At 61.2% G+C, this 24,117-nt stretch carries 17 protein-coding genes, 1 tRNA gene and 4 pseudogenes; 10 read left to right on the top strand and 12 right to left on the bottom strand.

All coding sequences use genetic code 11. The features are described 5' to 3' along the window. Nucleotides 1-125: 125 nt before the first annotated feature. From miaA to ACZ1HK_RS00675, 7 genes and pseudogenes are all read left to right on the top strand, one after another. Nucleotides 126-983, top strand: coding sequence for a tRNA (adenosine(37)-N6)-dimethylallyltransferase MiaA (miaA, locus tag ACZ1HK_RS00705; protein ID WP_472627054.1), 858 nt, complete (start codon nucleotides 126-128; stop codon nucleotides 981-983). A 116-nt stretch (nucleotides 984-1,099) separates the two neighbouring features. Next, nucleotides 1,100-1,846, top strand: a complete 747-nt coding sequence (locus tag ACZ1HK_RS00700; RefSeq protein ID WP_472627053.1) for an AraC family transcriptional regulator — start codon at nucleotides 1,100-1,102, stop codon at nucleotides 1,844-1,846. A gap of 235 nt (nucleotides 1,847-2,081) precedes the next feature. Beyond that, nucleotides 2,082-3,737 carry an ABC transporter substrate-binding protein gene (locus tag ACZ1HK_RS00695; protein WP_472627052.1) on the top strand — a complete coding sequence of 552 codons (1,656 nt, stop codon included), beginning with the start codon at nucleotides 2,082-2,084 and terminating at the stop codon, nucleotides 3,735-3,737. 152 nt (nucleotides 3,738-3,889) lie between these two features. Further along, nucleotides 3,890-5,002 (top strand): ABC transporter permease, encoded by a 1,113-nt coding sequence (locus ACZ1HK_RS00690; RefSeq protein WP_472627051.1) that lies wholly within the window; start codon nucleotides 3,890-3,892, stop codon nucleotides 5,000-5,002. Nucleotides 5,003-5,015: 13 nt separating this feature from the next. After that, entirely contained in the window at nucleotides 5,016-6,467 is a 1,452-nt protein-coding gene (locus tag ACZ1HK_RS00685; RefSeq protein WP_472627050.1) for an ABC transporter permease, read from the top strand. Beyond that, on the top strand, nucleotides 6,467-6,949 hold the full coding sequence (locus tag ACZ1HK_RS00680) for a hypothetical protein (RefSeq protein ID WP_472627049.1): 483 nt from the start codon (nucleotides 6,467-6,469) through the stop codon (nucleotides 6,947-6,949). Before ACZ1HK_RS00685 ends, ACZ1HK_RS00680 begins: the two co-directional genes overlap by 1 nt. A 100-nt stretch (nucleotides 6,950-7,049) precedes the next feature. Then, nucleotides 7,050-9,135, top strand: a pseudogene (locus ACZ1HK_RS00675) (dipeptide ABC transporter ATP-binding protein). Here the strand turns inward: ACZ1HK_RS00675 and modC are convergent. The 8 genes and pseudogenes from modC to pdxH form a co-directional block, all read right to left on the bottom strand. After that, nucleotides 9,116-10,189: a molybdenum ABC transporter ATP-binding protein gene (gene modC / locus ACZ1HK_RS00670; protein WP_472627048.1), complete on the bottom strand. Its 1,074-nt coding sequence runs from the start codon at nucleotides 10,187-10,189 to the stop codon at nucleotides 9,116-9,118. The pseudogene ACZ1HK_RS00675 and the gene modC sit on opposite strands and share 20 nt — an antisense overlap. Further along, nucleotides 10,182-10,883 (bottom strand): molybdate ABC transporter permease subunit, encoded by a 702-nt coding sequence (modB, locus tag ACZ1HK_RS00665; RefSeq protein WP_472627047.1) that lies wholly within the window; start codon nucleotides 10,881-10,883, stop codon nucleotides 10,182-10,184. The genes modC and modB overlap by 8 nt, the downstream gene beginning before the upstream one ends. After that, nucleotides 10,880-11,614, bottom strand: a complete 735-nt coding sequence (modA, locus tag ACZ1HK_RS00660; protein WP_472627046.1) for a molybdate ABC transporter substrate-binding protein — start codon at nucleotides 11,612-11,614, stop codon at nucleotides 10,880-10,882. The genes modB and modA overlap by 4 nt, the downstream gene beginning before the upstream one ends. 213 nt (nucleotides 11,615-11,827) lie before the next feature. After that, a pseudogene (locus ACZ1HK_RS00655) lies at nucleotides 11,828-15,498 on the bottom strand (vitamin B12-dependent ribonucleotide reductase). Nucleotides 15,499-16,076: 578 nt separating this feature from the next. Then, nucleotides 16,077-16,153 (bottom strand) — tRNA-Pro (locus ACZ1HK_RS00650). Nucleotides 16,154-16,216: 63 nt separating this feature from the next. Beyond that, entirely contained in the window at nucleotides 16,217-16,702 is a 486-nt protein-coding gene (locus ACZ1HK_RS00645; RefSeq protein WP_472627045.1) for a DUF192 domain-containing protein, read from the bottom strand. A gap of 58 nt (nucleotides 16,703-16,760) precedes the next feature. Then, nucleotides 16,761-17,279, bottom strand: coding sequence for a cold-shock protein (locus ACZ1HK_RS00640; RefSeq protein ID WP_472627044.1), 519 nt, complete (start codon nucleotides 17,277-17,279; stop codon nucleotides 16,761-16,763). 149 nt (nucleotides 17,280-17,428) lie between these two features. After that, nucleotides 17,429-18,047, bottom strand: a pseudogene (pdxH, locus tag ACZ1HK_RS00635) (pyridoxamine 5'-phosphate oxidase). Nucleotides 18,048-18,179: 132 nt separating this feature from the next. Between pdxH and fabI the strand changes: the two are divergent. The 3 genes from fabI (at nucleotide 18,180) to gpt (ending at nucleotide 20,134) form a co-directional block, all read left to right on the top strand. Beyond that, nucleotides 18,180-18,992: an enoyl-ACP reductase FabI gene (fabI, locus tag ACZ1HK_RS00630; RefSeq protein ID WP_472627043.1), complete on the top strand. Its 813-nt coding sequence runs from the start codon at nucleotides 18,180-18,182 to the stop codon at nucleotides 18,990-18,992. Between the two features lie 3 nt (nucleotides 18,993-18,995). Further along, nucleotides 18,996-19,550 (top strand): LysE family translocator, encoded by a 555-nt coding sequence (locus tag ACZ1HK_RS00625; protein WP_472627042.1) that lies wholly within the window; start codon nucleotides 18,996-18,998, stop codon nucleotides 19,548-19,550. A gap of 65 nt (nucleotides 19,551-19,615) precedes the next feature. Further along, nucleotides 19,616-20,134 (top strand): xanthine phosphoribosyltransferase, encoded by a 519-nt coding sequence (gene gpt, locus ACZ1HK_RS00620; protein WP_472627041.1) that lies wholly within the window; start codon nucleotides 19,616-19,618, stop codon nucleotides 20,132-20,134. 3 nt (nucleotides 20,135-20,137) lie between these two features. Here gpt and ACZ1HK_RS00615 read toward each other — a convergent pair. From ACZ1HK_RS00615 to ACZ1HK_RS00600, 4 genes and pseudogenes are all read right to left on the bottom strand, one after another. Further along, nucleotides 20,138-21,465: pseudogene (locus ACZ1HK_RS00615) on the bottom strand (HlyC/CorC family transporter). 101 nt (nucleotides 21,466-21,566) lie between these two features. Then, a complete protein-coding gene (locus ACZ1HK_RS00610) occupies nucleotides 21,567-22,508 on the bottom strand; it encodes a tyrosine recombinase (protein ID WP_472627040.1) in 942 nt (313 codons plus the stop codon). Nucleotides 22,509-22,511: 3 nt separating this feature from the next. Further along, the gene (locus ACZ1HK_RS00605; protein ID WP_472627039.1) at nucleotides 22,512-23,576 is read right to left on the bottom strand and encodes a hypothetical protein; all 1,065 of its coding nucleotides are present in this window, start codon (nucleotides 23,574-23,576) and stop codon (nucleotides 22,512-22,514) included. Then, on the bottom strand, nucleotides 23,576-24,028 hold the full coding sequence (locus tag ACZ1HK_RS00600; RefSeq protein WP_472627038.1) for a hypothetical protein: 453 nt from the start codon (nucleotides 24,026-24,028) through the stop codon (nucleotides 23,576-23,578). The genes ACZ1HK_RS00605 and ACZ1HK_RS00600 overlap by 1 nt, the downstream gene beginning before the upstream one ends. Between the last annotated feature and the right edge of the window lie 89 nt (nucleotides 24,029-24,117).

Here is a 24,117-nt window from a genome sequence, read left to right as displayed (position 1 = left end):
GGGGATGTCCTTCGTTGATTTGCGGCGCAACAATGGGCTAAACACCGCGCCGGTTCAACGCCCTCCTTTCGCCGGACCGCCTTTGATCGACAGCATGAAGAACGGCCCGCAACCCATTGATTAACATGGATACCATTCCGGACGATGTGCCAATCCCGATCGCAGGCCCGACTGCGTCAGGAAAAACGGCGCTCGCCATCTCGATTGCGCAGGCGCAAAACAGACCCATCGTGAACGCCGATGCGCTCCAAGTCTACGACGGCTGGCGCATCCTGACCGCGCGCCCTTCGCCTGAGGAGGAGGCCGCAGCCTCCCACCACCTGTTTGGCCATGTGCCGTTCGAGGACGAGTACAGCGTCGGCCAATGGCTGCGTGATGTCACCCCGTTCCTCAGCAAACGCCCCATCATCGTCGGCGGCACCGGGCTCTACTTCCGCGCGCTGACTGAAGGGTTGGCCGAAATTCCTCTTACACCGCCCGACATCCGGGCAACCGCTGATGCCCTGCCCACCGCGACACTGCTACAAGACCTGGACCGCGAAGACCCCACCCTCGCCCTCCGCATCGACCGACAGAACCGCACCCGCATCCAGCGCGGGTGGGAGGTTCTACGCAGCACCGGCAAGCCGCTCTCTGCCTGGCAAACCGAAACGCCACCTCCCGCACTCCCGCTTTCGAAAACTTACCCCATTCTGTTGGACGCCGACCGGGATTGGCTGGCCGATCGTATCGCGCGCCGGTTCGACCTCATGCTCGAACAAGGCGCACTCGAAGAAGCCCGCGCAAACCTGCACCGCTGGGAAAAGGCCGGAGGCGCCGCAAAAGCCATCGGCGCGCCTGAGTTGATCGCCCATCTGCAAGGCCATCTCTCCCTAGATGACGCCCGCGAAGCCGCAATCATCGCCAGCCGCCAATACGCCAAACGTCAACGCACCTGGTTCCGCTCGAATATGGCCGATTGGACTCACCTTTCGCTCCCATAAACAAGCGCAAGGCCTTTCCGCTTGCGTGCGCTAGCGCGAAAGCTACCCTGCCGCCTATGTTCGAAGCATCCCGCCGTCCCATTGCCCATTCTGTCGCGTCCCTAGGGAAATTGCGGATGCAAGGGGCTTGGCGTATCGAACATCTGCACGCCTCGCCGCGTGCCCGGCTCTACTGGATCACGCGGGGCCAGGGGCGGGTGACGGTGAACTGCATCACGCGCGGCTACGGGCCCAACACAGCCGTCTTTGTGCCGGCCCGCGTGCCGATGGCCCTCGAACTGGCCGCACAGACCCAGGGGTTGGAGCTCTGCCTGCCCCCCGATACCAGTCTCGACCTGCCGGACCAGCCGTTCCACCTGCGTGTGTCCAACATTGAAAGCCAAGCGGCCGTCACCTCTCATGTCGAGAAGATCGAGGCCGAACTTGCCGCCCGCGCGCCTGCCATGGGTCGTGCGCTGACGGCTTATTCGCTGCTGATTTCCGCCTGGATGACACGCGAATTGGCGCGCCAGGAAGGTGTGATCCGCCGCGAACGATCCCACAAATTGGTTGAGATGTTCGCCGAACGCATGGAACAGGGCTTTCGGACCGGAAAGGGCGTGGCCGATTATGCACGCGATCTGCATGTGACGCCCACCCATCTTAGCCGCGTCTGCCGCGATGCTGCGGGCCGCCCTGCCCTCGCGCTGCTCAACGAACGGATCATGCACGAGGCGCGTCGCCTCCTTCTGGAGACTGACCTGCCCGCACGTGAAGTGGCCGAGCAATTGGGTTTCTCTTCGGCTGCCTACTTTACGCGGGCGTTCAGTCAGGCCGTGGGCCAAACGCCCAAGGATTTTCGCAAGCCGCGTCTGCGCAGCTGAGTCCCCGCCAGCCGGCCACCCCACACTCAACCTGTATACATCTCCGGTTGCATCTAGGCCCAATGTCGGTTTTTGTCGTGGGCGATGTCGCAAACGTGCGCTTAGTCGGCGCAACTAACCGTTGACGCAAGTGTCCAATACGGTTGCTAATGTGGCTGAGGGTGCGCGGGCCGCTTCGCGGCAAAATGGGCGCCCAAATAAAAACAGACCAAGACGTCACAGGGAGACGACGCAAATGAAAGATTTCACCCACGTACAGACCCAATCGGGTTTGACGAGCCATCCGGTCGCCGAGATGTACGCGCGCGAGCACAAGGATGGCAAACTTGACCGCCGCGAATTCCTCGTCCGCTCGACTGCACTCGGCCTGTCCGCTGCCGCAGCCTATTCGCTGATCGGTGCGTCGCCTGCCGCGGCCGATGGCCACCGCGCTGTGCCCGCCGCTGGTGGTACCCTGCGCATCCAGCAGGAAGTCCGCGCGCTGAAAGACCCGCGCACCTATGACTGGTCGCAGATGGCCAACGTCACCCGTGGCTTCCTCGAATACCTGATCCAGTACAACGCAGACGGCTCGTTCGAAGGCGTCCTGCTGGACAGCTGGGAAGCCAACGAAGATGCAACCGTCTACACGCTCAACGTGCGTCAGGGCGTCAGCTGGAACAACGGCGATCCGTTCACCGCCGAAGACGTCGCCGCCAACTTCATCGGCTGGTGTGACAGCACGGTTGAAGGCAACTCCATGTCCACCCGCATGGGCGGCCTCGTTGACCCGGATACCGGCGTTGCGCGCGAAGGCGCCATCGAAGTGGTTGATGACTACACCGTGCGCGTGACCTACCCCGCGCCCGATATCACTCTGGTCCCCGGCATCGCGGATTATCCGTCGGCCGTGCAGCACCGCGACCTGATCGGCACCAACCCGGCAGACCACGGCGTGGGCACCGGCGCGTACGAGATCACCAACTACGAAGTGGGTGTTTCCGCCACGCTGTCGCGCAAGGCAGATCACGAATACTGGGGTGAAACCTACCTCGACGAGATCGTCTTTGTTGACCTTGGCCAGGACCCCGCCGCGTGGTTTGCAGGCGCCGAAGCCGACGAATTCGACATGACCTACGAGACGGTCGGTGAATTCGTGGACCTCTTCGCCGCCATCGGCTGGACCCAGTCCGAAGTGACCACCGCCGCCACCGTGGTGATCCGTCCGAACCAGAACAATGCGCCTTATGACGACGTCCGCGTCCGTCAGGCCATTGCCATGGCGTGCGACAACCAGGTGATGCTCGATCTGGGCATCAACGGCCAGGGCGTGACCGCGCAGAACCACCATGTCTGCCCGATCCACCCGGAATATGCCGATGTGGCAGCCCTGCCATTCGATCCAGCCGGCGCTCAGGCGCTGCTGGAGGAATCCGGCAATGCTGACTTCGAGTTCGAACTGATCTCGATCGACGATGATTACCGCAAGAACACGACCGACGCCGTGGCAGCACAGCTGCGCGACGCAGGTTTCAACGTGACGCGGACGATCATCCCCGGCTCCACCTTCTGGAACGACTGGGCGAACTATCCGTTCAGCTCCACGAACTGGAACCACCGCGAGCTTGGCGTTCAGGTTCTGAACCTCGCCTACCGCTCCGGTGTGCCATGGAATGAGTCGGGCTTTGCGAATGAAGAGTTCGACAGCCTCCTCGACCAGGCCAACGGCATCCAGGACGCCGATGCGCGCCGCGAGGTGATGGCACAGATCGAAACGATCATGGTCAACGAAGGTGTGACGATCCAGCCCTACTGGCGCTCGCTCTTCCGCCACTACAAGGCCGGCATCGTGAACGCGGACATGCATCCGAAGTTCGAGATCAACGTCCACTATCTCGGCTTCGAGGCCTAATCAAAGAACCGGCGCTCCAGATTGGGGCGCCGGTTTTCTATCCGGCGGAGTGATCCGCACCCGGGCCGAAGCCGCACCATAAGCGGACATGCCCATTTCCAGGCGAAGCGCAGACAATAAGCGCCGCCCAGACCAACAGGGGACCGACCGACATGGGAGCCTTCATCCTCCGCCGCACCGGCGTGATGATCCTGACCGCCCTTTGCCTGACCTTCGTGGTGTTCTTTCTCACGAACCTCTTCCCGAACCTCGAAAAGCTCGCGAAGACCCAAGGCAATGCCCGCATGACCGATGCAGAGGTCGTCTCGTGGCTCGACAATAACGGATATGGCGGCCCCATGATCCTGCGCTACGGCGAATGGTTGGGCGTTGTTCCCGGCTGGACCCAAGTGGATGAAGAAACCGGAGAGATCACGGGACGTTGCATTGATTTCGGCATGGATCCCGCCGATGCCCCGACCCGTTGCGGCCTGCTGCAAGGCGATTTGGGCTTCTCCACGGTCTCCGATGACGAGGTCGGCAATATCATCGGCGGTCGGCTCCAGCTGACCGGCATCCTGATGTTCTGGGCCTTTGCCCTGATGGTTCCTGCCGCCCTGATCGTGGGCGTGCTGGCGGGCATGCGCGAAGGCTCAAGGCTTGACCGCTCCCTCTCCACCTTCTCCATCGCTTCGACCGCGACGCCAGAATACGTCTCTGGCGTGATCTTCATCGTCTTCCTCGCGTCTTCGACGGCGGGCATCTCCGGCACGCTGACGGAATGGGGCTGGCTGGGGGGCGACGGCTGGCTCGGCGACCGCAACACACTCTTCCTCGGCTCCGCACGCTCCGCCATGGACGGTGGCATCACCTTCTGGAACTTCTTCCTGCCGGTCGTGACCATCGCGCTCTACGGCATGGGCTATATCGCCCGCATGACGCGCGCCTCGATGGCTGAAGTCATGACCGCCCAATACATCCGCACCGCGCGCCTCAAAGGCGTCAGCTTCCGCAACATCGTCCTCAAGCACGCGCTCCGCAACGCGCTGATCGCACCGTTCACCGTCATCATGCTCCAGTTCCCCTGGCTTTTGACCGGCGTGGTGATCGTGGAGACGCTGTTCAACTACAACGGCTTTGGCTGGACCATGGTTCAAGCCGCCTCCAACAACGATATCGAGCTGCTTCTGGCCTGCTCCATCGTCGCCGTCTTCGTGGTGCTCGTGACGCAGCTGATCTCGGACATCGGCTACGTCTTCCTCAACCCTCGCATCCGTATCGCGTGAAGGAGATCTGATCATGGACCCGATTTCCTGGACCGGCCAATTCGGCAGCTTCCTCAACCCCCTGATCCTCGCCTCGGTGGTGATCTTCTTCGTGGGCTTTGCCACCAACTTCGTCCTCACCATCGCAGGCGTCCGCCCCGGTGAGTTGGAGATCCAAGGCGACGGCACAATGGCCGTGAACTCCACACCCGCCGACTATGCGCTGGCGACGATGAAATACGCCGTGCTTCTCTTTATCATTTGCCTCATCGGCTATGTCATCGGCGGGCTGGTCCTGCCAACAATGGAGCAAAAGGGCATCATCGGTGCTGCAGGCCAACGCTTCCTGCCCGTCTGGGTCGCCCTCATTGCCACCTTCATCCTGTCGATCACCTTCAAGCGCCGTCTCGGCCTTTACGGAAAACTCTTCGACAGCCTGATCGGCATGATCGGCTTCGGTTTGGTGATGTTCTGGGTCTTCACTGCAATCTTCTCAAGCTGGGTGGCGCCGTTCGACGCGCTCGACCAGATCTCGGCGCTGCGCAACAAGGTTCCCGGCACGATGGCGCCGGAAGGTGAGGCGTTCTCCCACTACCTTTTCGGCGGTGACCGCCTTGGGCGCGACGTCTTCTCCCGCATGGTTCTCGGCTCCACCTACGTGCTGCAGATCGCACCGCTTGCCACGCTCTTTGCGTTCATGGTCGGCATCACGCTTGGCCTGCCTGCAGGCTATATCGGCGGCAAACTCGACACGGTCCTGACCTTCGTGGCCAACCTCGTCCTCGCCTTCCCTGTCATCCTGCTCTTCTACCTGTTGGTGACGCCAGAAATCGTGACGGCAGGCGTGCCGCAATACATGTCGATGGTGCTGTTCCTGTTCCCGATCATCTTCCTCGTGGTGCTGTTCAATTCGCGCTACCACACGCAGCCGACGATCCGGAACGTCCTCGTGGCCGTCGCGGCGATTGTGGGCTTCTGGCTCTACTTCTCGCTGATCTCCGACCGCGCGGACCCAGACAGCGCCGTACGTTTCTGGCCCACACAACTCGACCTCTTCAACATCCCCGGCAACCTGCTGATCGTGTTCGTCTCGGTCGTCTTTGTGAACTCGCCCACGGTCTTTCGTATCGTGCGCGGCATCACGTTGGACGTGAAAACCCGCGACTATGTGGCCGCCGCCCAGACCCGGGGCGAAGGGCCGTGGTACATCATGCTGTGGGAGATTCTGCCCAACGCGCGTGGGCCACTGATCGTCGATTTCTGCCTGCGCATCGGCTACACGACGATCCTTCTGGGCACCTTGGGCTTTTTCGGCCTCGGCCTCTCGCCAGAGTCCCCCGATTGGGGCAGCACCATCAACGAAGGCCGCCGCCTTCTGACAGTCTATCCGCACCCGGCCCTGCCACCTGCACTGGCGCTCATGAGCCTTGTACTTGGCCTCAACCTGCTGGCCGACGGCCTGCGTGAAGAAAGCCTGAAAGACTGATGCGGATTGCGCCCCTCATCGGGTTTGCAACCCTCCTCGTTGCTGCGCCGGCTGCTGCCCAAAGTGGCGACGAAGCGGCGGCGCGGGCGTTGATGCAATGTAGCGGCGTCGCCATCGGCGCTGTTGCCGTGTCGCGCGTCGTGACGGCCCGGCAACTCTCGGACGATTGGACCGCCGAAGTCTACGAGATCACGCCAGACCTCGGGGTGACACAACTCGCCCTGCAATTGCGCGCGATGGATGCAGCCGGATGCGACGCGCCGGTTGTCGATGTCGCGGATCTGTCCGTTGATCTGATGGTCGAATTTGCGCAACCGGTTCTGGACGCACACCGCGCAGACGATGTCGCGGCGATCCGCAGCCTGTGGGAGACCTACGCATCCCAGCTGGATTGCGCATCCGCCCTTGACGCGGACGACCTGGCCCGCGCCCGCCACATGATCGAAACCAACGCCGAGCCTGTTTGCGGGTATCAACCATGATCGGCGCGCTCCAACCCATCCAAAAAACTACGATTGTAGTTACAGAAAAACTACAGCTTCACGACTCCGCCTTTGGGCCGTTCAGTTAAGGAAAACTAACATGGCAGATCGCACACCTTACGACGGCCCGATCCTCGAGATTGAAAACCTTTCGATCTCCTTCTTCACCCGCCTGCGCGAAATTCCGGCGGTGATGGATTTCTCCTGCACCGTGATGCCGGGTGAGGCGATGGGCCTTGTGGGCGAGTCCGGTTGCGGCAAGTCCACCGTCGCCCTCGGTGTCATGCAAGACCTCGGCGTGAACGGCCGCGTCGTCGGCGGCTCCATCAAGTTCAAGGGCCGTGACCTCAACAAGATGAGCGCCGAGGAACTGCGCGACCTGCGCGGCTCCGAGATTGCCATGATCTATCAGGAACCCATGGCCTCCCTGAACCCCGCCATGCGCATCGGCAAGCAGCTGATGGAAGTGCCCATGATCCATGAGGGCAAGTCCGAGAAAGAGGCGTACCAACTGGCCCTCGAAGTGGTCCAGGACGTCCGCCTGCCCGACCCTGAGCGCATGCTGAAAAGCTATCCGCACCAGCTTTCGGGCGGTCAGCAGCAGCGTATCGTGATCGCTATGGCCCTGATGTCAAAGCCTTCTTTGTTGATCCTGGATGAACCCACCACGGCCCTCGACGTGACCGTTGAGGCCGGGATCGTGGACCTCGTGAAGGGTCTGGGTGAGAAGTACGGCACCTCGATGCTGTTCATCTCTCATAACCTCGGGCTGGTGCTGGAAACCTGTGACCGCCTCTGTGTCATGTACTCTGGCGAGGCCGTGGAAACGGGCCGCATCGCCGATGTCTTTGACAACATGCAGCACCCCTATACACAGGCGCTCTTCCGCTCCATCCCGCTGCCCGGCGCCGACAAGAACGCGCGCCCCCTGATCGCCATTCCGGGCAACTTCCCCTGCCCCACGAACGCCCCCCGGCTGCAACTTCGGACCCCGCTGCAACTATTTTGAAGAGGGTCGCTGCAACGCAAACGCCATCCCCATGGCCGAGCTGGATCACGGCGACCGCCACGCAACCCGCTGCCTGCGCTACGCGGAAATCGACTGGGACGCGCCCCCGGAAGTTGCCGCCTCGACCGAGAAGGCGACCATTGGTGATGTGGTCCTGAAAATCGACAACCTCAAGAAGTACTACGAGGTTGCCGCCAACGCCCTGTTCGGCGGCGGCGACAAGAAAGTTGTCAAAGCAAATGAGACACTTACCTTCGAGGCGCGCGAGATCCGAAACTCTCGCCATCGTGGGTGAATCCGGCTGCGGCAAGTCCACGCTCGCAAAGGTTCTGATGGGCCTGGAGACTGCAACCGAAGGCGAGATCCTGCTTGGCAACAAGCCGATCCAGAACACACCCATCGAGGAACGCGACACCGGCACGGTCTCAAACGTGCAGATGGTTTTCCAGAATCCGTTCGACACGCTCAACCCCTCCATGACCGTGGGCCGCCAGATCATCCGCGCACTGGAGATTTTCAAGATCGGCAAGAACGAAGCCGAGCGCCGCGAGAAGATGCTCGACCTCCTCGACCTCGTGAAGCTCCCCCGCGCCTTCGCGGACCGGATGCCGCGTCAGCTGTCCGGTGGACAGAAACAGCGCGTCGGCATAGCGCGCGCCTTTGCCGGAGACGCCAAAATCGTTGTGGCGGACGAACCGGTTTCAGCCCTCGACGTGTCAGTGCAGGCTGCGGTCACGGACCTGTTGATGGAGATCCAGAGACGCGAGAAAACCACGCTCCTTTTCATCTCTCACGACCTCTCGATCGTGCGCTATCTCTCCGACCGCGTGATGGTCATGTATCTAGGCCATGTGGTGGAACTGGGCGATACCGAACAGGTCTTCAGCCCGCCTTATCATCCCTATACCGAGGCCCTGCTCTCGGCCGTGCCCATCGCGGATACGAGCATTGAGAAGCAGCATATCGTGCTGGAAGGCGACATTCCGTCAGCGATGAACCCACCCTCGGGCTGCCCTTCCAGACCCGTTGTCGGTGGAAATCCGATGTGCCCGGTGGGCTTTGCGACAAAGAGGTCCCACCGATGCGCACGCTGGCCGATGGCCACCAGATCAAGTGTCACCTCGCCGAAGATATTCTTGCCCGCATGGAGCCCGTCATCAAAATCGCCGCGGAATAACAGGGGCGCTTTCAGCCCCGACATTTCCGGACGCGATGGAAACAGACTTCACAACGGCATAGCCTTGCCAGCCGTCCGCCAAACCCATGGCCTTGGCGGACCGGTTTGTGACACGCGCGAGCAATCGCGCACCGCCGGCATTCAACTGGACCATCACGCCCGGGCCCTGCCCGTCGCGTATGGCGCTGACCTCCACCGGTAGAACGTTCAAGGCGGAAATCCCCTCGGGCCGTGCGTTTGACAACATCACATCCTGTGCCTCGATCCGCACCCGAACATTGGCCCCTTCCACGGCGGCCACGCGCGGTAACCACAGCGCACCGCCAACGCCCGATAATTCCGTCAGACCATCCTCATGGTGGCGCACGACACGTGCCTCAAGGATCGCGCCGGCCTCACGTATGCCGATAACCGGGGCGACGTCTGGGTCCGACAACAGCGTCGCGGCCGCCCCCACACGCACCACCCTGCCGTGTTCCAAAGCCACCAGCGTAGTGGCTAGACGGGCCACTTCAGGCACAGAATGCGAGACGTAGAGGATCGGAACCTCCGCCGCGTCGCGCACGCGTTCGAGATACGGCAGGATTTCGGCCTTTCTCGCCTCGTCCAAAGCAGCCAAGGGCTCATCCAGCAACAACAGGCGCGGGTTACTGAGAAGGGCTCGCCCGATGGCCACGCGCTGTGCCTCTCCGCCTGAAAGGGCCGCCGGGCGACGCTCCAGCAGATGCCCGATTCCGAGCATCTCGATCACCGGTTGCGCGTCCATGCCGGCGCGTGCGTAGTTGAGATTGGCAGCCACGTCCAAATGGGGAAACAAGCGCGGCTCCTGGAAGACGTAACCGATGCGGCGCCGGTGTATCGGCAGGGTATCAAGCCGCTTTCCATCGACGGTGACCCGAGCGTTTTCTGCTTTAAGAAGGCCCGCCACTGCCCTGACAATGCTGGTTTTTCCGGCACCGGACCGTCCGAACAAACAGGTGACACCACCAGGTGCCTGAAAGGCTGCATCCAGCGTGAAACCGCCAAGGTTGTGCCGCACCGCAACGTCAAGCATCGCGACCACCAATCCGTTGCATGACCCGCCGTGCCAAAAGTTCCGATGCCAGCAAAGCGCCCATTGCAATGACCACGGACACGATCACCAGCCGCCATGCGCTGGCTTCCCCACCCGGCACTTGAAGGAACGCATAGATCGCGGACGGCACCGTTCGTGTCTCGCCCGGAATGTTACTGACAAAGGTGATCGTTGCGCCGAATTCACCCATGGCCTTGGCAAAAGCCAGGATCGCCCCGGTTAGAATGCCGGGGGCCATCAAGGGCACCGTGATCGTCCAGAAAACCCGCCAGCGCGAGGCGCCCAGTGTGGCCGCCGCGTCTTCCAATCCGGGATCGACGGCTTCCAGCGACAATCGGATGGCGCGCACCATCAGTGGGAAGGCCATGATAGCGGCCGCCAAGGCTGCGCCAGTCCAGCGGAAGGCCACGCCGAGGCCCATGGCTTCAAGCCAGCCACCCAAAGCGGCCTGCGGCCCAAAGGCGATCAAAAGCAGATACCCCGTGACCACCGGCGGCAAGATCAGCGGAAGATGCACCAAGCCATTCAATAGCGCATGGCCCGGAAATTGCCGCCGCGCCAGAAGCCAGGCCACAGCCACACCGAAGGGCAAGCTCAAAACCGTGGCGACCAGCGCCACCCGCAGCGAGAGGGCCACGGCTTGCCATTCGGCGGGACCCAGCCAATCGCTCATTCCACGATCACCTGGAAACCAGCATCCCGAAACACAAACCGCGCGTCACGTTGCATGAGCCAATCAAGGAACGCCTCTGCGGCCTCCGGCGCATCGGGCGTCAAAGCTGCTGGATAAACGATGGGCGGATGCAAATCCTCCGGTATCGTTGCGATCACCTCAACGCCCGGCTCTGCATGGGCATCCGTTGCATAGACCACGCCCGTATCAGCCGCCCCCAAAGCCACAAGGCGCAAAGCGGCGCGCACATTGTCTGCCTCGATTACGTTGGGGCGCAACTCCTCCCACACGCCCGAGGCCTCGAACGCCAAGCGACCATAGATGCCCGCGGGCACCGCATCGACCAACGCCATTGCGATGCTACCCTCAGCCAAGCCGCGCGGAGGGGCGTTGGCGACCTCATCGTAAAGCGTCCGGTTCATAACGATCACAAGGCGATTGCCCAGGATTTCGCGCCGCGTCTCCTCTGTAATGGCACCCAGCTGAGCGAGATGCTCCATCCAGTCCGTATTGGCGAGGAAAACGACATCCGCAGGTGCCCCGGCCTCCACCTGCCGCGCGATGGCGGAAGAGCCGGCATAGGACAGTGTGACCGTGTGGCCCGTGTCCGACGTGAAAGCGTCTGCAACTTGATCCAGTGGCCCGGCAAGGCTTGCGGCTGCAAAAACGGTAACGTCGTCCGCCAGGACGGGTGTTGTCAGGAACAGCGAGAGAAGCCAGGCAAGCCGCATGGCGCGACTATCGCGGTTGCAGACGGGGGCGGCAAGTGGCGGGCGCACCAAAGAAAAATGGGGGCCCCGAAGGACCCCCAGTTTCGCTGATCAGGCTCTGATAATTGACTGCCCGAAATTTTCTGCCTGCGGCCTGATCCGCGCCAAGGGTGAGCGCACCCACCCCGGAACTCAGATGCGCGAACGGTGAGGACGCGCATCCGATCTCTGTGTTCAGCTACACCCCGACGTCCCGCCGCAGGTGTTGCACTTCATGCAGGTGCCGTTGCGCACCAGTGTGTAGTTTCCGCACTCGCCGCAGGCCTCGCCCTCATAGCCCTGCATTTTGGCTTTGGTGCGCGCATCGATGGATACGCTGCCCGTCGCTACGGCCGTGGTTGAGGCTGCGACGGCCATCGTGCCGCCGCCGCCCTTGGTCTCAGGGACCAGCGTCTCCAGTACGGCGACCGGATCGGCCCCGCCCTGCAGCACCACAAGTTCTTGCGGGACGCGCTTGCGGAGATACCCGCTCGATGCGACCTGCTTGAGAACTTCCAGCGGGTCCGAGCCACGGCTTTCCGGCACTTCCTGGATGTTGGACACGCCTTCCTCTGCCCCGCGGCCCACATCGTCGAACGTCTCGCCGGTGGGGGCCACATGGGCCAGATCCGTCCGGTCGAGGTAGCTGACCGCCAGTTCGCGGAAGATGTAGTCGAGGATCGACGTCGCGTTTTTGATCGTCTCGTTGCCCTGCACCATGCCCGACGGCTCGAACTTGGTGAAGGTGAAGGCGTCGACGAACTCTTCGAGAGGCACGCCATATTGGAGGCCGACGGAGACCGCGATGGCGAAGTTGTTCATCATCGCCCGGAAGCCCGCGCCTTCCTTGTGCATGTCGATGAAGATCTCGCCGAGCTGGCCATCGCCATACTCGCCCGTCCGCAGATAGACCTTGTGGCCGCCAACGGTCGCTTTCTGGGTGTAGCCCCGACGACGATCCGGCATCCGCTCACGGCCACGCGCGACTTCTTTGACGATGATCTTTTCGACCACCTTTTCGGCCAGAACAGCGGCCTTTTCCTGCGGCGTTCCCGTTTCCAGGATTTCCGCGGCCTCGTCATCATCTTCGACAAGGGCGGCGGCCAGCGGTTGAGACAGCTTGGAGCCGTCACGGTAGAGCGCATTGGCCTTCACGCCGAGCGACCAGCTGAGCTCATATGCCTTCTGGCAGTCTTCAATGGTCGCGTTGTTCGGCATGTTGATCGTCTTGGAGATCGCGCCCGAGATAAAGGACTGTGCCGCTGCCATCATGTGGATATGCGAGTCGACGCTGAGGAAGCGTTTGCCTTTTTCCCGCAAGGGTTCGCGCAGTCGAACACGGACAGGTGTTCGTCTTTGAGGAACGGCGCGCCCTCCAAGGTCATGGTCCCACAGACATGGTCGTTCGCGGCCTCGATATCGGCTTTCGAGAAACCGAGGTGGCGCAGTAAGTCAAAGGTGGGATCGTTCAGTTTCTCCGCCGGGATACCCAGAGTTTCGGTGCAGAATTCCGCGCCGAGGGTCCACTGGTTGAAGACGAAGCGGATGTCGAAGGCTTGCGGCAGGGCGGCTTCGATCTTTTCGATCTCTGCCGGGCCGAAGCCGTGGCCAATCAGGCTGGTGTGGTTGATGCCGGGGGCCTGACCAATGGTGCCGTGGCCGACCGCATAGGCGATGATCTCTTCGATCTGGGCCGAGGAATAGCCCATCGCCTCCAACGCGCCCGGGACCGAGCGGTTGATGATCTTGAAGTAACCGCCACCGGCGAGCTTCTTGAACTTTACCAGGGCGAAATCCGGCTCAATGCCCGTCGTATCGCAGTCCATGACCAAGCCGATGGTGCCGGTCGGAGCAATCACCGTGGCCTGAGCGTTGCGATAGCCGTGCTGTTCGCCGAGCGTCAGCGCCTCGTCCCAAGCCTGCTTGGCGAGCGCGATCAGCTTCTGATCGGGGCAATTGCCGTGGTCCAGAGCGACCGGGTTCACGTTCACGTCTTCATAGCCGTCCACTTTGCCGTAAGCGGCGTTGCGGTGGTTCCGCATCACCCGCAGCATGTGCTCACGGTTCTTGGCGAAGCCGTCGAATGGCCCCAGCTCAGATGCCACTTCGGCGGAGGTTGCGTAGGCCACCCCGGTCATGATCGCGGTCAGTGCGCCACAAAGCGCGCGACCTTCGGCCGAGTCGTAGGAATAGCCCATGTTCATCAGCAGGCCGCCGATGTTCGCGTAGCCAAGGCCAAGCGTCCGGAAGTCGTAGCTGAGCTGCGCGATTTCCTTGGACGGGAACTGCGCCATCATGACCGAGATTTCCAGCGTCAGCGTCCAAAGGCGCGTGGCGTGGATGTAGCTTTCGGCGTCGAACACACCGTTCGAATAGAAGGTCAGCAGGTTCATCGACGCGAGGTTACAGGCGGTGTCGTCGAGGAACATGTATTCGGAGCACGGGTTGGACCCGCGGATCTCGCCATCTTCCGGGCAGGTATGCCAAGCGTTGACGGTGTCGTGGTACTGAATGCCCGGATCAGCGCAGGCCCAAGCCGCATGGCCAACCTTTTCCCACAGGTCACGGGCTTTGATCGTCTTGGCGACGTCGCCGTCCTTGCGGTTGATCAGCTCCCAATCGCCATCCTCTTCGACGGCCTTCAGGAAGGCGTCGGTCACACGGATGGAGTTGTTGGAGTTCTGACCGGAGACGGAGTTGTAGGCTTCCGAGTCCCAATCCGTGTCGTAGGTCGGGAACTCGATGCTGGTATGGCCCTGCTTGGCGTAATCCAACACACGCTTCACGTAAGTCTCTGGGATTGCGACCTTTTTGGCTTCGCGGATCGCCTGCTTCAGGCTCTCGTTTTTGGCGGGATCAACCGCATCTTCCAGCGAACCGTCCCACGTCTTGATGGCCGCGAAAATGCCGTTCAGCATCTTCTCGTGCATCTTGGAGCCCGCGACGATGGACGCCACTTTCTGCTCTTCCAGTACCTTCCACTCGATGAAGTCTTCGATGTCCGGGTGATCCGCATCGACGATGACCATTTTCGCCGCCCGGCGCGTCGTGCCGCCCGACTTGATCGCGCCTGCCGCGCGGTCGCCGATCTTCAGGAAGCCCATCAGTCCGGAGGATTTGCCGCCGCCCGATAGCTTTTCGCCTTCGCCGCGCAAGTGGCTGAAGTTCGTGCCGGTGCCCGAGCCATACTTGAACAGACGCGCTTCACGAACCCAAAGGTCCATGATGCCGCCGTCATTCACTAGATCGTCAGCCACACCCTGAATGAAGCAGGCGTGCGGCTGCGGGTGCTCGTAGGACGAAGTAGATTTCGTCAGCTTGCCGGTTTTGTAATCGACATAGTGGTGCCCTTGGGCAGGCCCATCTATGCCGTAGGCCCAATGCAGGCCCGTGTTGAACCATTGCGGGCTGTTGGGCGCAGCCATCTGGCGCGCCAGCATCAGCTGCATCTCATCGAAATAGGCCCGCGCATCAGCCTCAGCTGTGAAGTAGCCGCCTTTCCAGCCCCAATACGCCCAGGCGCCTGCAAGGCGCCGGAAGACCTGCTTGGCGGACGTTTCGCCACCATAACGCTGGTCTTCCGGCATAGCCTCCAGCGCCTTTTCGTCGGCCACGTGGCGCTGAAGGAATGCGGGTACGCCCTTTTCCTTCACAGGCTTTGTCGCTGCCGGAACACCGGCTTTCCGGAAATACTTCTGGGCGATGACGTCCGAGGCCACCTGGCTCCAGCCCTGCGGGATCTCTACGTCGTCAAGCTTGAACACAACGGTGCCGTCGGGATTGCGAATCTCCGACGTTGTGGTTGTAAACTCCAGATCCGCGTACAGGTCTGCACCGTCGCGGGTGAATCTCCGTTCAATCTTCATGTCTGCCTCATTCTCACCTGGACCCGTGCCAGGCCCCTGTTTCCCAACAAAGCGGTCTGCCAGGGTCTTCTGCCCTCTGACCGTCTCTCTCTCATTCCGGCGCTCGCCGGGCGGTCGCACACATCTCCAGTCGGGTGCCAAGGCACTCGTTTGCAGACCGTGCTGTCATTTGCTGAGGTGTTATCCCTCTGCCCCCGCAACGCTGCGCTATATGTGGTGGCGCTTGCGTCGACCAGCACAACCTGACGTGTTTGGACCTATCCGGTCAACGGGTTTTTGAGAGAATTCACAGGAAAAATTCCTTGCTTTTTCCTGTTTCTGCAGACGGGCCTGATTCCTGTCCGGTTCGCCCCGACCCCAACATCTTGGGGTTTTCCTTTGTTCAGGCCTAGATAGCCAATCTTCTGGATGCTTTACATAAGGGAAGGTGACGCCAATTCGGAAATGCATGGGCTGCATATGATTTCACTTGGACGTCTACCAGATATTGGGGTGACGTCGCAAAACCGCGCGAAAAATACCACATAAGGGCATCGAGAGCAGCTACGCACCTACATATAGTCGATCCTGAGAGGAAGTGGTCGGGGCGGCGAGATTCGAACTCACGACCCCCTGTACCCAAAACAGGTGCGCTACCAGACTGCGCCACGCCCCGACCGTGGGCGCGTCATATCGGTCCTTTGGGCCATTGTGCAAGCCCAATCAAAGCAGAATGATTTTACTCGTCACACGGCCATGCGGCTTGCGTCTGATCGATTGAGGGATGGCGCAATTGCGTGCCTTCGGAAATACCAAAATCCGCTGACACGCCGCCATTCACTTCGAGCACATATTGAATATCGTTGCTGCCGCCCGGAATGCCCGTTCGGTCCAGCGGGATCGCATTTTCATGGACGTTGCGCACCACGCCGTCGGGCCCCACAAATATCATATCGAGGGGGATCAACGTGTTTTCCATCCAAAAGCTCACCCGCTGCGGACGCTCGTAGACAAACAGCATCCCACTCATCCGCGGCATCTCTTCGACATGCATCAGCCCTTGCGCGCGCTCGGCGGCGGTATCGGCAATCGCGACCCGAAAACGGGCAGTTCCCCAATCGCCACGCAATTCGACACGGTCTTCCTGACACGCCGCCAAAGCGGTGGTGCCGCTCAGGCACAGCAACAAGATCGCCAGGATCGGTCCAAGTCGTGTGTTGATCATTGTCTACTGCCCCTTTCGGGCGATGCGAGCACGGGCCCGCATGTGCAGCAGTCCGGCCTCAGGCTTGATCCCAGGTGCGGATTTCCGCAGCCATTTTTCCGCGCGGTCCGTCGACGATTTTCACCGCCACCGCTTCACCGGGCTGAAGCTCCGAAAACCCGAAGCGGCGCAAAACCTCGACGTGGACAAACACATCTTCCGGTTGGCCAAACGCATTTGCGAACCCAAATCCCTTGGACTTGTCAAACCACTTCACACGGGCTGCGACAAGGGGCACGTCACTCACATCTGGTAGATCAGCGTGTGAACTGTCGGTGGGCGTTTCGCATTCCGGCAAAGCCTCAATCGAGATCACCTCAGTGGCCTGCAACCCTCGCCCGGTCTCTTGCGTGAGAAGTTTGACGCGCGCACCTTCAGATACCGACCCCCGGCCAAAGTTGCGAAGAACGTTTGCATGCAGCAAAATATCTGGCCCACCGCCATCGGCCAGCACAAAGCCAAAGCCTTTGGCGGCATCAAACCATTTCACCTGTCCGGCCACTGCGTCGTCGAACGTCGCATCGGGGCTTGAATGCATTTTCTGCTCCACTTCGATTACGTACCGATGTTGAAGCACTTGCGGTGAGACACAAGGTGAAAAAATTGTTCTATTTCAGTGATTTACATTTTCACGATACGTGAAATTGCAAAAAGGACACACCCTTAGTTAGGTGACGTGAAGGTCACTCAAGGGTTTAGGCGTACTACATCCCATGCATCATTCGGACCTGTCCGGGTCCACCGAAACCTATCGTGCAAACGGAACGCCCCATCGGCCCAAAACTCGATTTCGACGGGCGTAATTCGGATTCCCCCAAAAGGGCGGCCGCGCCGGATTTGTCCCGTGCTGTGCCGTGACCCGCGCAACTTCCGCCATCAAAGTGGCCCGGTTTTCGAGCGGCTGAGATTGTTGCGACGCCCACGCACCCAAGCGGCTCTTGAGAGAGCGAGATGCGTAGTAGGCATCTGCCTGAGGTCCGTCCTCGCGGGAAGTGATACCGCGCACACGGATTTGACGTCGTAACGATTTCCAATGCAGCACGAAGGCCGCCTTACCGGCCGCCTCAATCTCTTGCGCCTTTGCGGAGCCGTAATTCGTATAGAACACAAACGCGCCCGTTCCGTCGCCAAAGGCTTCGATTTCCTTCAGCAGGACCATACGCGCATTCGGAAGGCCGTCCGCATCCACGGTCGCCAGCGCAATTGCGTTTGGATCGTTCGGTTCGCTCGCCTCTGCCTCAGCCAGCCAGGACTGCGCCAAGGCAAACGGATCGTCGCCTGCAAAAATACCATCGCGCGCTGCCATTCCAATGTCTCCCATCCAAACCGCCCCTCCAGCTAGCCGTCGGCAAGGGGGGCGACAAGGGTTGCCCATCTTGAAGCCCTGCGGCCAATCGCCTACGAGAGGTCGTGATCACGACGGGATGGGGACAATAACATGGGCATGATGGACGGCAAACGTGGGCTGATCATGGGCCTCGCAAACGATAAATCCATCGCATGGGGGATTGCAAAAGCTCTTGCTGCAGAAGGCGCAGAGCTGGCTTTCTCGTACCAGGGTGAGGCGCTGTTGAAGCGGGTCGGTCCGCTGGCGGAGCAGCTTGGCTCGTCCCTGGTCGTGCCGTGTGATGTGGGCGATGCGGACTCGCTTGATGCCCTATTTGAGACCCTGAAGGACGCCTGGGGCAGCCTTGATTTCGTGGTTCACGCGATCGGCTTTTCCGACAAGAACGAATTGCGTGGCCGCTACGTTGAGACGTCATCGGCCAATTTCCAGACGACAATGGACATCTCGGTCTATTCTTTCACCGCTGTTTGCCAGCGCGCGGAAAAGATGATGCCCAATGGCGGATCGCTTCTCACACTGACCTATTCGGGCGCCGAACGCGTGATGCCCCACTACAACGTCATGGGCGTTGCGAAAGCCGCGCTTGAGGCCTCGGTCATGTACCTGGCCGAGGATCTGGGTCGTGACAATATTCGCGTCAACGCGATCAGTGCGGGCACCATCAAAACGCTCGCCGCCTCCGGCATCGGCGATTTCCGCTACATTCTGAAGTGGAACGAAAACAACGCCCCCCTGCGCCGCACCGTCACTCAGGATGAAGTCGGCAAATCCGCGCTTTACCTGCTCAGCGATCTTGGCTCAGGCGTGACCGGCGAAACGCACCACGTCGACGCGGGCTACAACATCATCGGGATGAAAAACCCCGAAGCCCCCGACATGACGCTTGAGAAAAAGGGCGAGTAAACCATGACCTGGGCCGTTCTTTTGACATTGGCGGGGTTGCAAGCCCTGATTGTCATTAGCCCCGGTCCCGCCACGCTGCTTTGCATCAAGACTTCGGCCGCCGAAGGCGCACCGTCCGGTCTGGCGCTGACATTCGGGCTCGCGCTTGCTGCATTGATCTGGGCCAGTGCGGCATTGGCAGGTCTGAGCCTTCTTTTCGAACTCGCCCCCTATTTGCAAACGGCCTTTCGCATACTGGGGGCGGGCTTTCTGATTTGGATCGCGGTTGCGATGTGGCGCCATGCTGACACGCCCTTGCCGGACGCAGACCGTGTCGTTCCGCGCAGCCTGCTCAGCCAGATCCGCCTTGGCGTTATCACCAACCTCGCCAATCCCAAGGCGCTGGCCTATTTCACGGCTGTGTTTTCAGGCGTTATGCCAGCTGACCCGTCACTGGCGAGCGCTGCGACGATCCTGTGCGTCATCTTCGTCATCGAATTTGGCTGGTATGCGATCGTTTCCCTCGTTTTTCCAGATCCGGCCCCCGCCGGGCCTATGGGCGCGCAAAGCGGTGGTTAAACCGCAGTTTCGCGGCAATCCTGACCGGCCTGGGTATCCGTATCGCCCTACCCTGAGGTGTTTCTATGACCACGCAACTCCCCCATGAAAAAGGCTTCCACGTCAGCTGGGATCAAATGCACCGCGATGCGCGCGCGCTGGCGTGGCGGCTGGATGGGCGTGGCCCCGATGATGGCGCCTGGAAAGCCGTGGTTGCCATCACACGCGGCGGTATGGCCCCTGCGATGATCGTCAGCCGTGAATTGGACATCCGCACCGTCGATACCATCTCGGTCAAGTCATACCATGCGGGCGGTGGGAAAGCCGATCAACAGCGCGAGGCTGAGGTTCTGAAATCCCCCGACGCCGATCTGATGGGCGACGGTGACGGCATTCTGATCGTTGATGACCTGGTGGACAGCGGCAAAACGCTTGAGCTTGTCCGCTCTCTTTATCCCAAGGCGCATTTCGCGACCGTCTACGCCAAGCCGAAGGGAGAGCCGATGGTCGACACGTTCATCACCGGCGTCAGTCAGGACACGTGGATCTTCTTCCCCTGGGATATGGCGCTTCAGTATGTCGAGCCCTATCGCGGCAAAGACTAGTCGTCACAACCGCCGCACCTTCAGCTTCGTCAGCCGGTTCTGCTCGCGCTCGGCGACCTCAAATCGGAACCCGTGAAACGCAAAGCACTGTCCCGGCAAAGGGATCGTCTGCGCCTCGTGGATCACGAGGCCCGCGACCGTATTCGCCTCTTCATCGGGCAACGTCCAATCGGCCGCGCGGTTGAGGTCGCGGATCGTCATGGCGCCGTCGATTGTGTAGTTGCCCGCCGTATCGGCCTCCAGAACCGGCGCATCTTCGACGTCGAATTCGTCCGTGATCTCGCCCACGATCTCTTCCAGAATATCCTCTAGCGTGATCAACCCGGCCAAGGCGCCGTATTCGTCCACGACCAGCGCAAAGTGCGTGTGGCGGCGCAGGAATTGGCGCATCTGATCGTCGAGCGTCGTGGTCTCTGGAATGAAGTAAGGCTTCATCATCACATCCGCGAGGTCGAACCCCGCAAGGCCCACGGCTTCCTCCCCCGGGTCAACCGATCAATTGTGCGCAACAGATCTTTCGCATGGACCATGCCAACGATGTTTTCCTGATCGTCCTTGAACACTGGCAGGCGCGTGTAGCGGCTTTCAAGGCATTGGGTGAGAATCTCTTCCGGGGTCGCATCGGCATCAATCATCTCGATGCCCGACCGATGGAGCATGATCTCCTCCACCGTCCGTTCGTGCAGGTCGAGCGCGCCCAACAAGCGATCGCGCTGTTCCTTCTCGACCGAGCCTTCCTCATGGCCAATCGACAATGCGCCCATGATCTCTTCCTTGACCGACAACATGTTGTCGCCCGCCTCGATCCGCGTGCCGAACAGGCGCAACACCCCGCGAACGATGAAACGCACAACGGCCACAACCGGTGCCATGACGGCAATGATCAACCCGATCGGGCGCGCCACACGGGCCGCCGACATCTCAGGGCTGTTGATAGCGAAGGTCTTGGGCAAGACCTCCGCAAAGATGAGAACCAGCGCCGTCATCACAAGCGTGGCAATCGCCACCCCGCCTTCGCCCAGGATCGCCGTAAACAGCGCGGTCGCGAGCGCTGTCGCGAGAATGTTGACCAGGTTGTTGCCCAGAAGAATGCCGCCAATCAGGCGCTCATTGTCTTCCTTCAACTCCAACGCCCGCTCCGCTCCGCGATTGGGCCCGGTATCCTTGCTCGCAATCGAACGCAGCTTACCGCGCGAGGCCGCTGTCAAAGCCGTCTCCGAGCCTGAGAAAAAGCCCGAGCAAACCAGCAAAAGCACAATCACCGCGGCAATGATCCAGTTCGTGGGATCGGCCAGCGCCGATGGTTCGGGGATAGGGAGTTCGTTTTCCATTGCCGGGTTATGGAGGTGCGGACGGCCCCATTCAAGAGACGCGCCGTCGAATTGGATCATCTGCGACGGCGTCCATTGGCTAAAGGTAGGGTTGGACCGCTCTACCCGTCCCTCGCCAAAGGGTGTTTTTCAAGCACCAGTGCCTTCAGACGCTCATCAAGAATATGGGTGTAGATCTCGGTGGTGGCGATGTCCGCATGGCCCAGAAGGGTCTGAATGGCCCGCAGGTCTGCCCCGTTTTGCAACAGGTGCGTCGCAAAGGCATGGCGCAGGGTATGGGGCGTGACCTTGGCCGGGTCCAACCCGGCCTCAAGCGCCAGTTCCTTGACCAACGTGAAAAAACGCACCCGCGTCAGATGGCCAGCCTTGCCGCGTGACGGAAAGGCAAAGGCGCTTGGCTTTGCCCCGGTCTCGGCCCGGGCGACGTCATCCACCGCATCGCGATGGGCAAGCCAGGCGGCGGCCGCCTCCCGCGCCGGCGGGCTGAGGGGCACCAAACGCTCCTTGCCCCCCTTGCCCATCACCAACAGCATCTGGGGGTCGCCCCGCAACGCTGTGATGGGCAGCGAAACCAGCTCCGTCACGCGCAGACCTGTGGCGTATAGGATTTGCAGCAGGCAATGGGTGCGCAGCCGCTCCGCCTCTGACCGCCCATGCCGCTCGGCGACCGCCAGAAGGGCGTCCACCTCGGCAATTTGGAGCGTCCCGGGCAGCTTTCGTGCGCGAGCCGGGCCGGTGATCTGCAACGTCGGGTTATCGGCACGCCAGCCTTCTTCATGGGCGAAACGGTACAATTGCTTCAGCGATGAAAGCCGTCGTGCGCGCGTGGCAGGCGCAAGCCCCTCCGCTTCAAGGCTTGTGATATAGCCTTCCAGTTTAGCGCGATCTGCACCCGCAAACCCGCCTCGACGCGACAGCCAAGCCATGGCATCCTTCAGGTCACGCCCGTATCCCAGAAGTGTGTTGTGCGCGGCCCCTTGCTCAGCTGCCGCCGCGTCCAGGTAGAGGGCAATCCAGTCCGCATCCGTGGCCGGGCCTGCCATGGCTCAATCCTGTAAAAGATGCAGCTGCAACGCCGTTCGGCGCGCCACATCTTCCAGTCCAACCGCTCGAAACAGAACCAGCGCATCGGTCACATCGTTCGGGTCGCTGTCCGCCGCGCCCTGCCCCAGCACGAGCGCCGCGCGCAGCAGGGCTTCGCCCAACTGGTTGTTTTCAAGGAACAAACTGTAACGATGCGGCGGCAGATCAGGGGCGAAGGCTGCGGCAATGGCCCGGTTCAAAGGATCGCGTGCGTTTTCAGGGGGCAGACCGCGCGCAATGGCAAAGGCGAAGCGTTCAGTCTCATCCTGAGCCACCGAAGACTGTGCAACCTGCTCATAAAGCGGCGAAAGAAGCCCCACACGTCGTGCCAGAATTCCGGCCTCGTCGACCAACGGCGTACGCAACAGCCGCTCGCCATAGATATCCGCAAAGGCCACCTCCAGACCGGCCTCCTGCATAGCGTCCCAAGCCGGAGCCAAGCGGCGCGATGTTTCAATCGGGTCAGCCGCCAAAAGCGCGGCATCAAGGGCTTGCAAGGCCTCGACCCGATCCCAGACCGCACCAGATGCCGAAGGCGCTTGCGAGGTGTAGATTGCCAGCCATTCCTGCGGCGCAATGGCACCTGACCGTGTCAACCTCTCCGCCGCGTCGAGCTGCGCGCGCCAACCTGCCAGCGGGGACAGATCAGCATAGAGAAACGCAAGCGGTAGGCCTGTCATGTCCGGTCGCTGCGCAATCGCCATGCGCATCTGGAATTCCAGCGGCGTAAGCGTCGGGTCCGGCGGCAAGGGCGGCTCCCCCTCGAACAGTTCGGGGTCAAGGAACCGCGCGATCAAGTCGCCTTCTTCTTCCGTTATTGCGCCCAGAGCTTCCCCGGTCCCAAGTGACAACGCGGCGGCCGACCAATCGCCACCGCGCGCCATGCAGAAGATCCGCGCCGGAAAGGTCGGCGCGATATCGGGATTGGCGTTCATCGCACCACAGGCGCGGTCGGAATGATCTGTCAGCAAAGAAACATCGAACCAGCGCCGAAAAAGGTCCACCTGGGTCGGGCCCGCGCGTTCCATCAATGCTTGCGCAGGGTCAAGCGCCCCCGGTCCAGCAACAGATCCAACCGTGCGAGGAACAGCTCGGACCCCTCAGCCGGAGCTCCGAAGGGCGGGTCAAGTTCCGCGAGCGCAAGCACTTCCGTGAAGTTCTGCATTGCCGGCAAGCCCTGCACTGGCTGTGCCCGCATCAACCGGGCCAGGGTCTCGGTCTCCGATGTGCCCCAAAGGCCACGCGGCAACCCGGTGATCGACGTGGGCAGCAACCCCACCGAGTCGAGCTGAACAGCATCGAGTGGCAGAACGGTGATTTGCGGGACAGACGCGTCCGTCGCGACATTGGCATGGGGCCGCGTGATCGCATCCGAGAGCCAGGCAGGTGTACCCAGTTCCGGCAACCCCGTCAGGTCAATCTCGGCCTCTTGCGCCACAAGCGGCTGTGCCATGGCGACCAACACCGCAAGGGCCCGCACGTCAGTCCACATTTAGGCTAACCGGTTGTGTGACTGTTTGAACATCCGGCTGCAGGAATCCGGAATAGGCATATCCCACCAACCCCAGG

It is taken from the genome of Gymnodinialimonas sp. JB5-7 (assembly GCF_055693405.1).
This window is presented reverse-complemented; position numbering and strand designations above follow the sequence as displayed.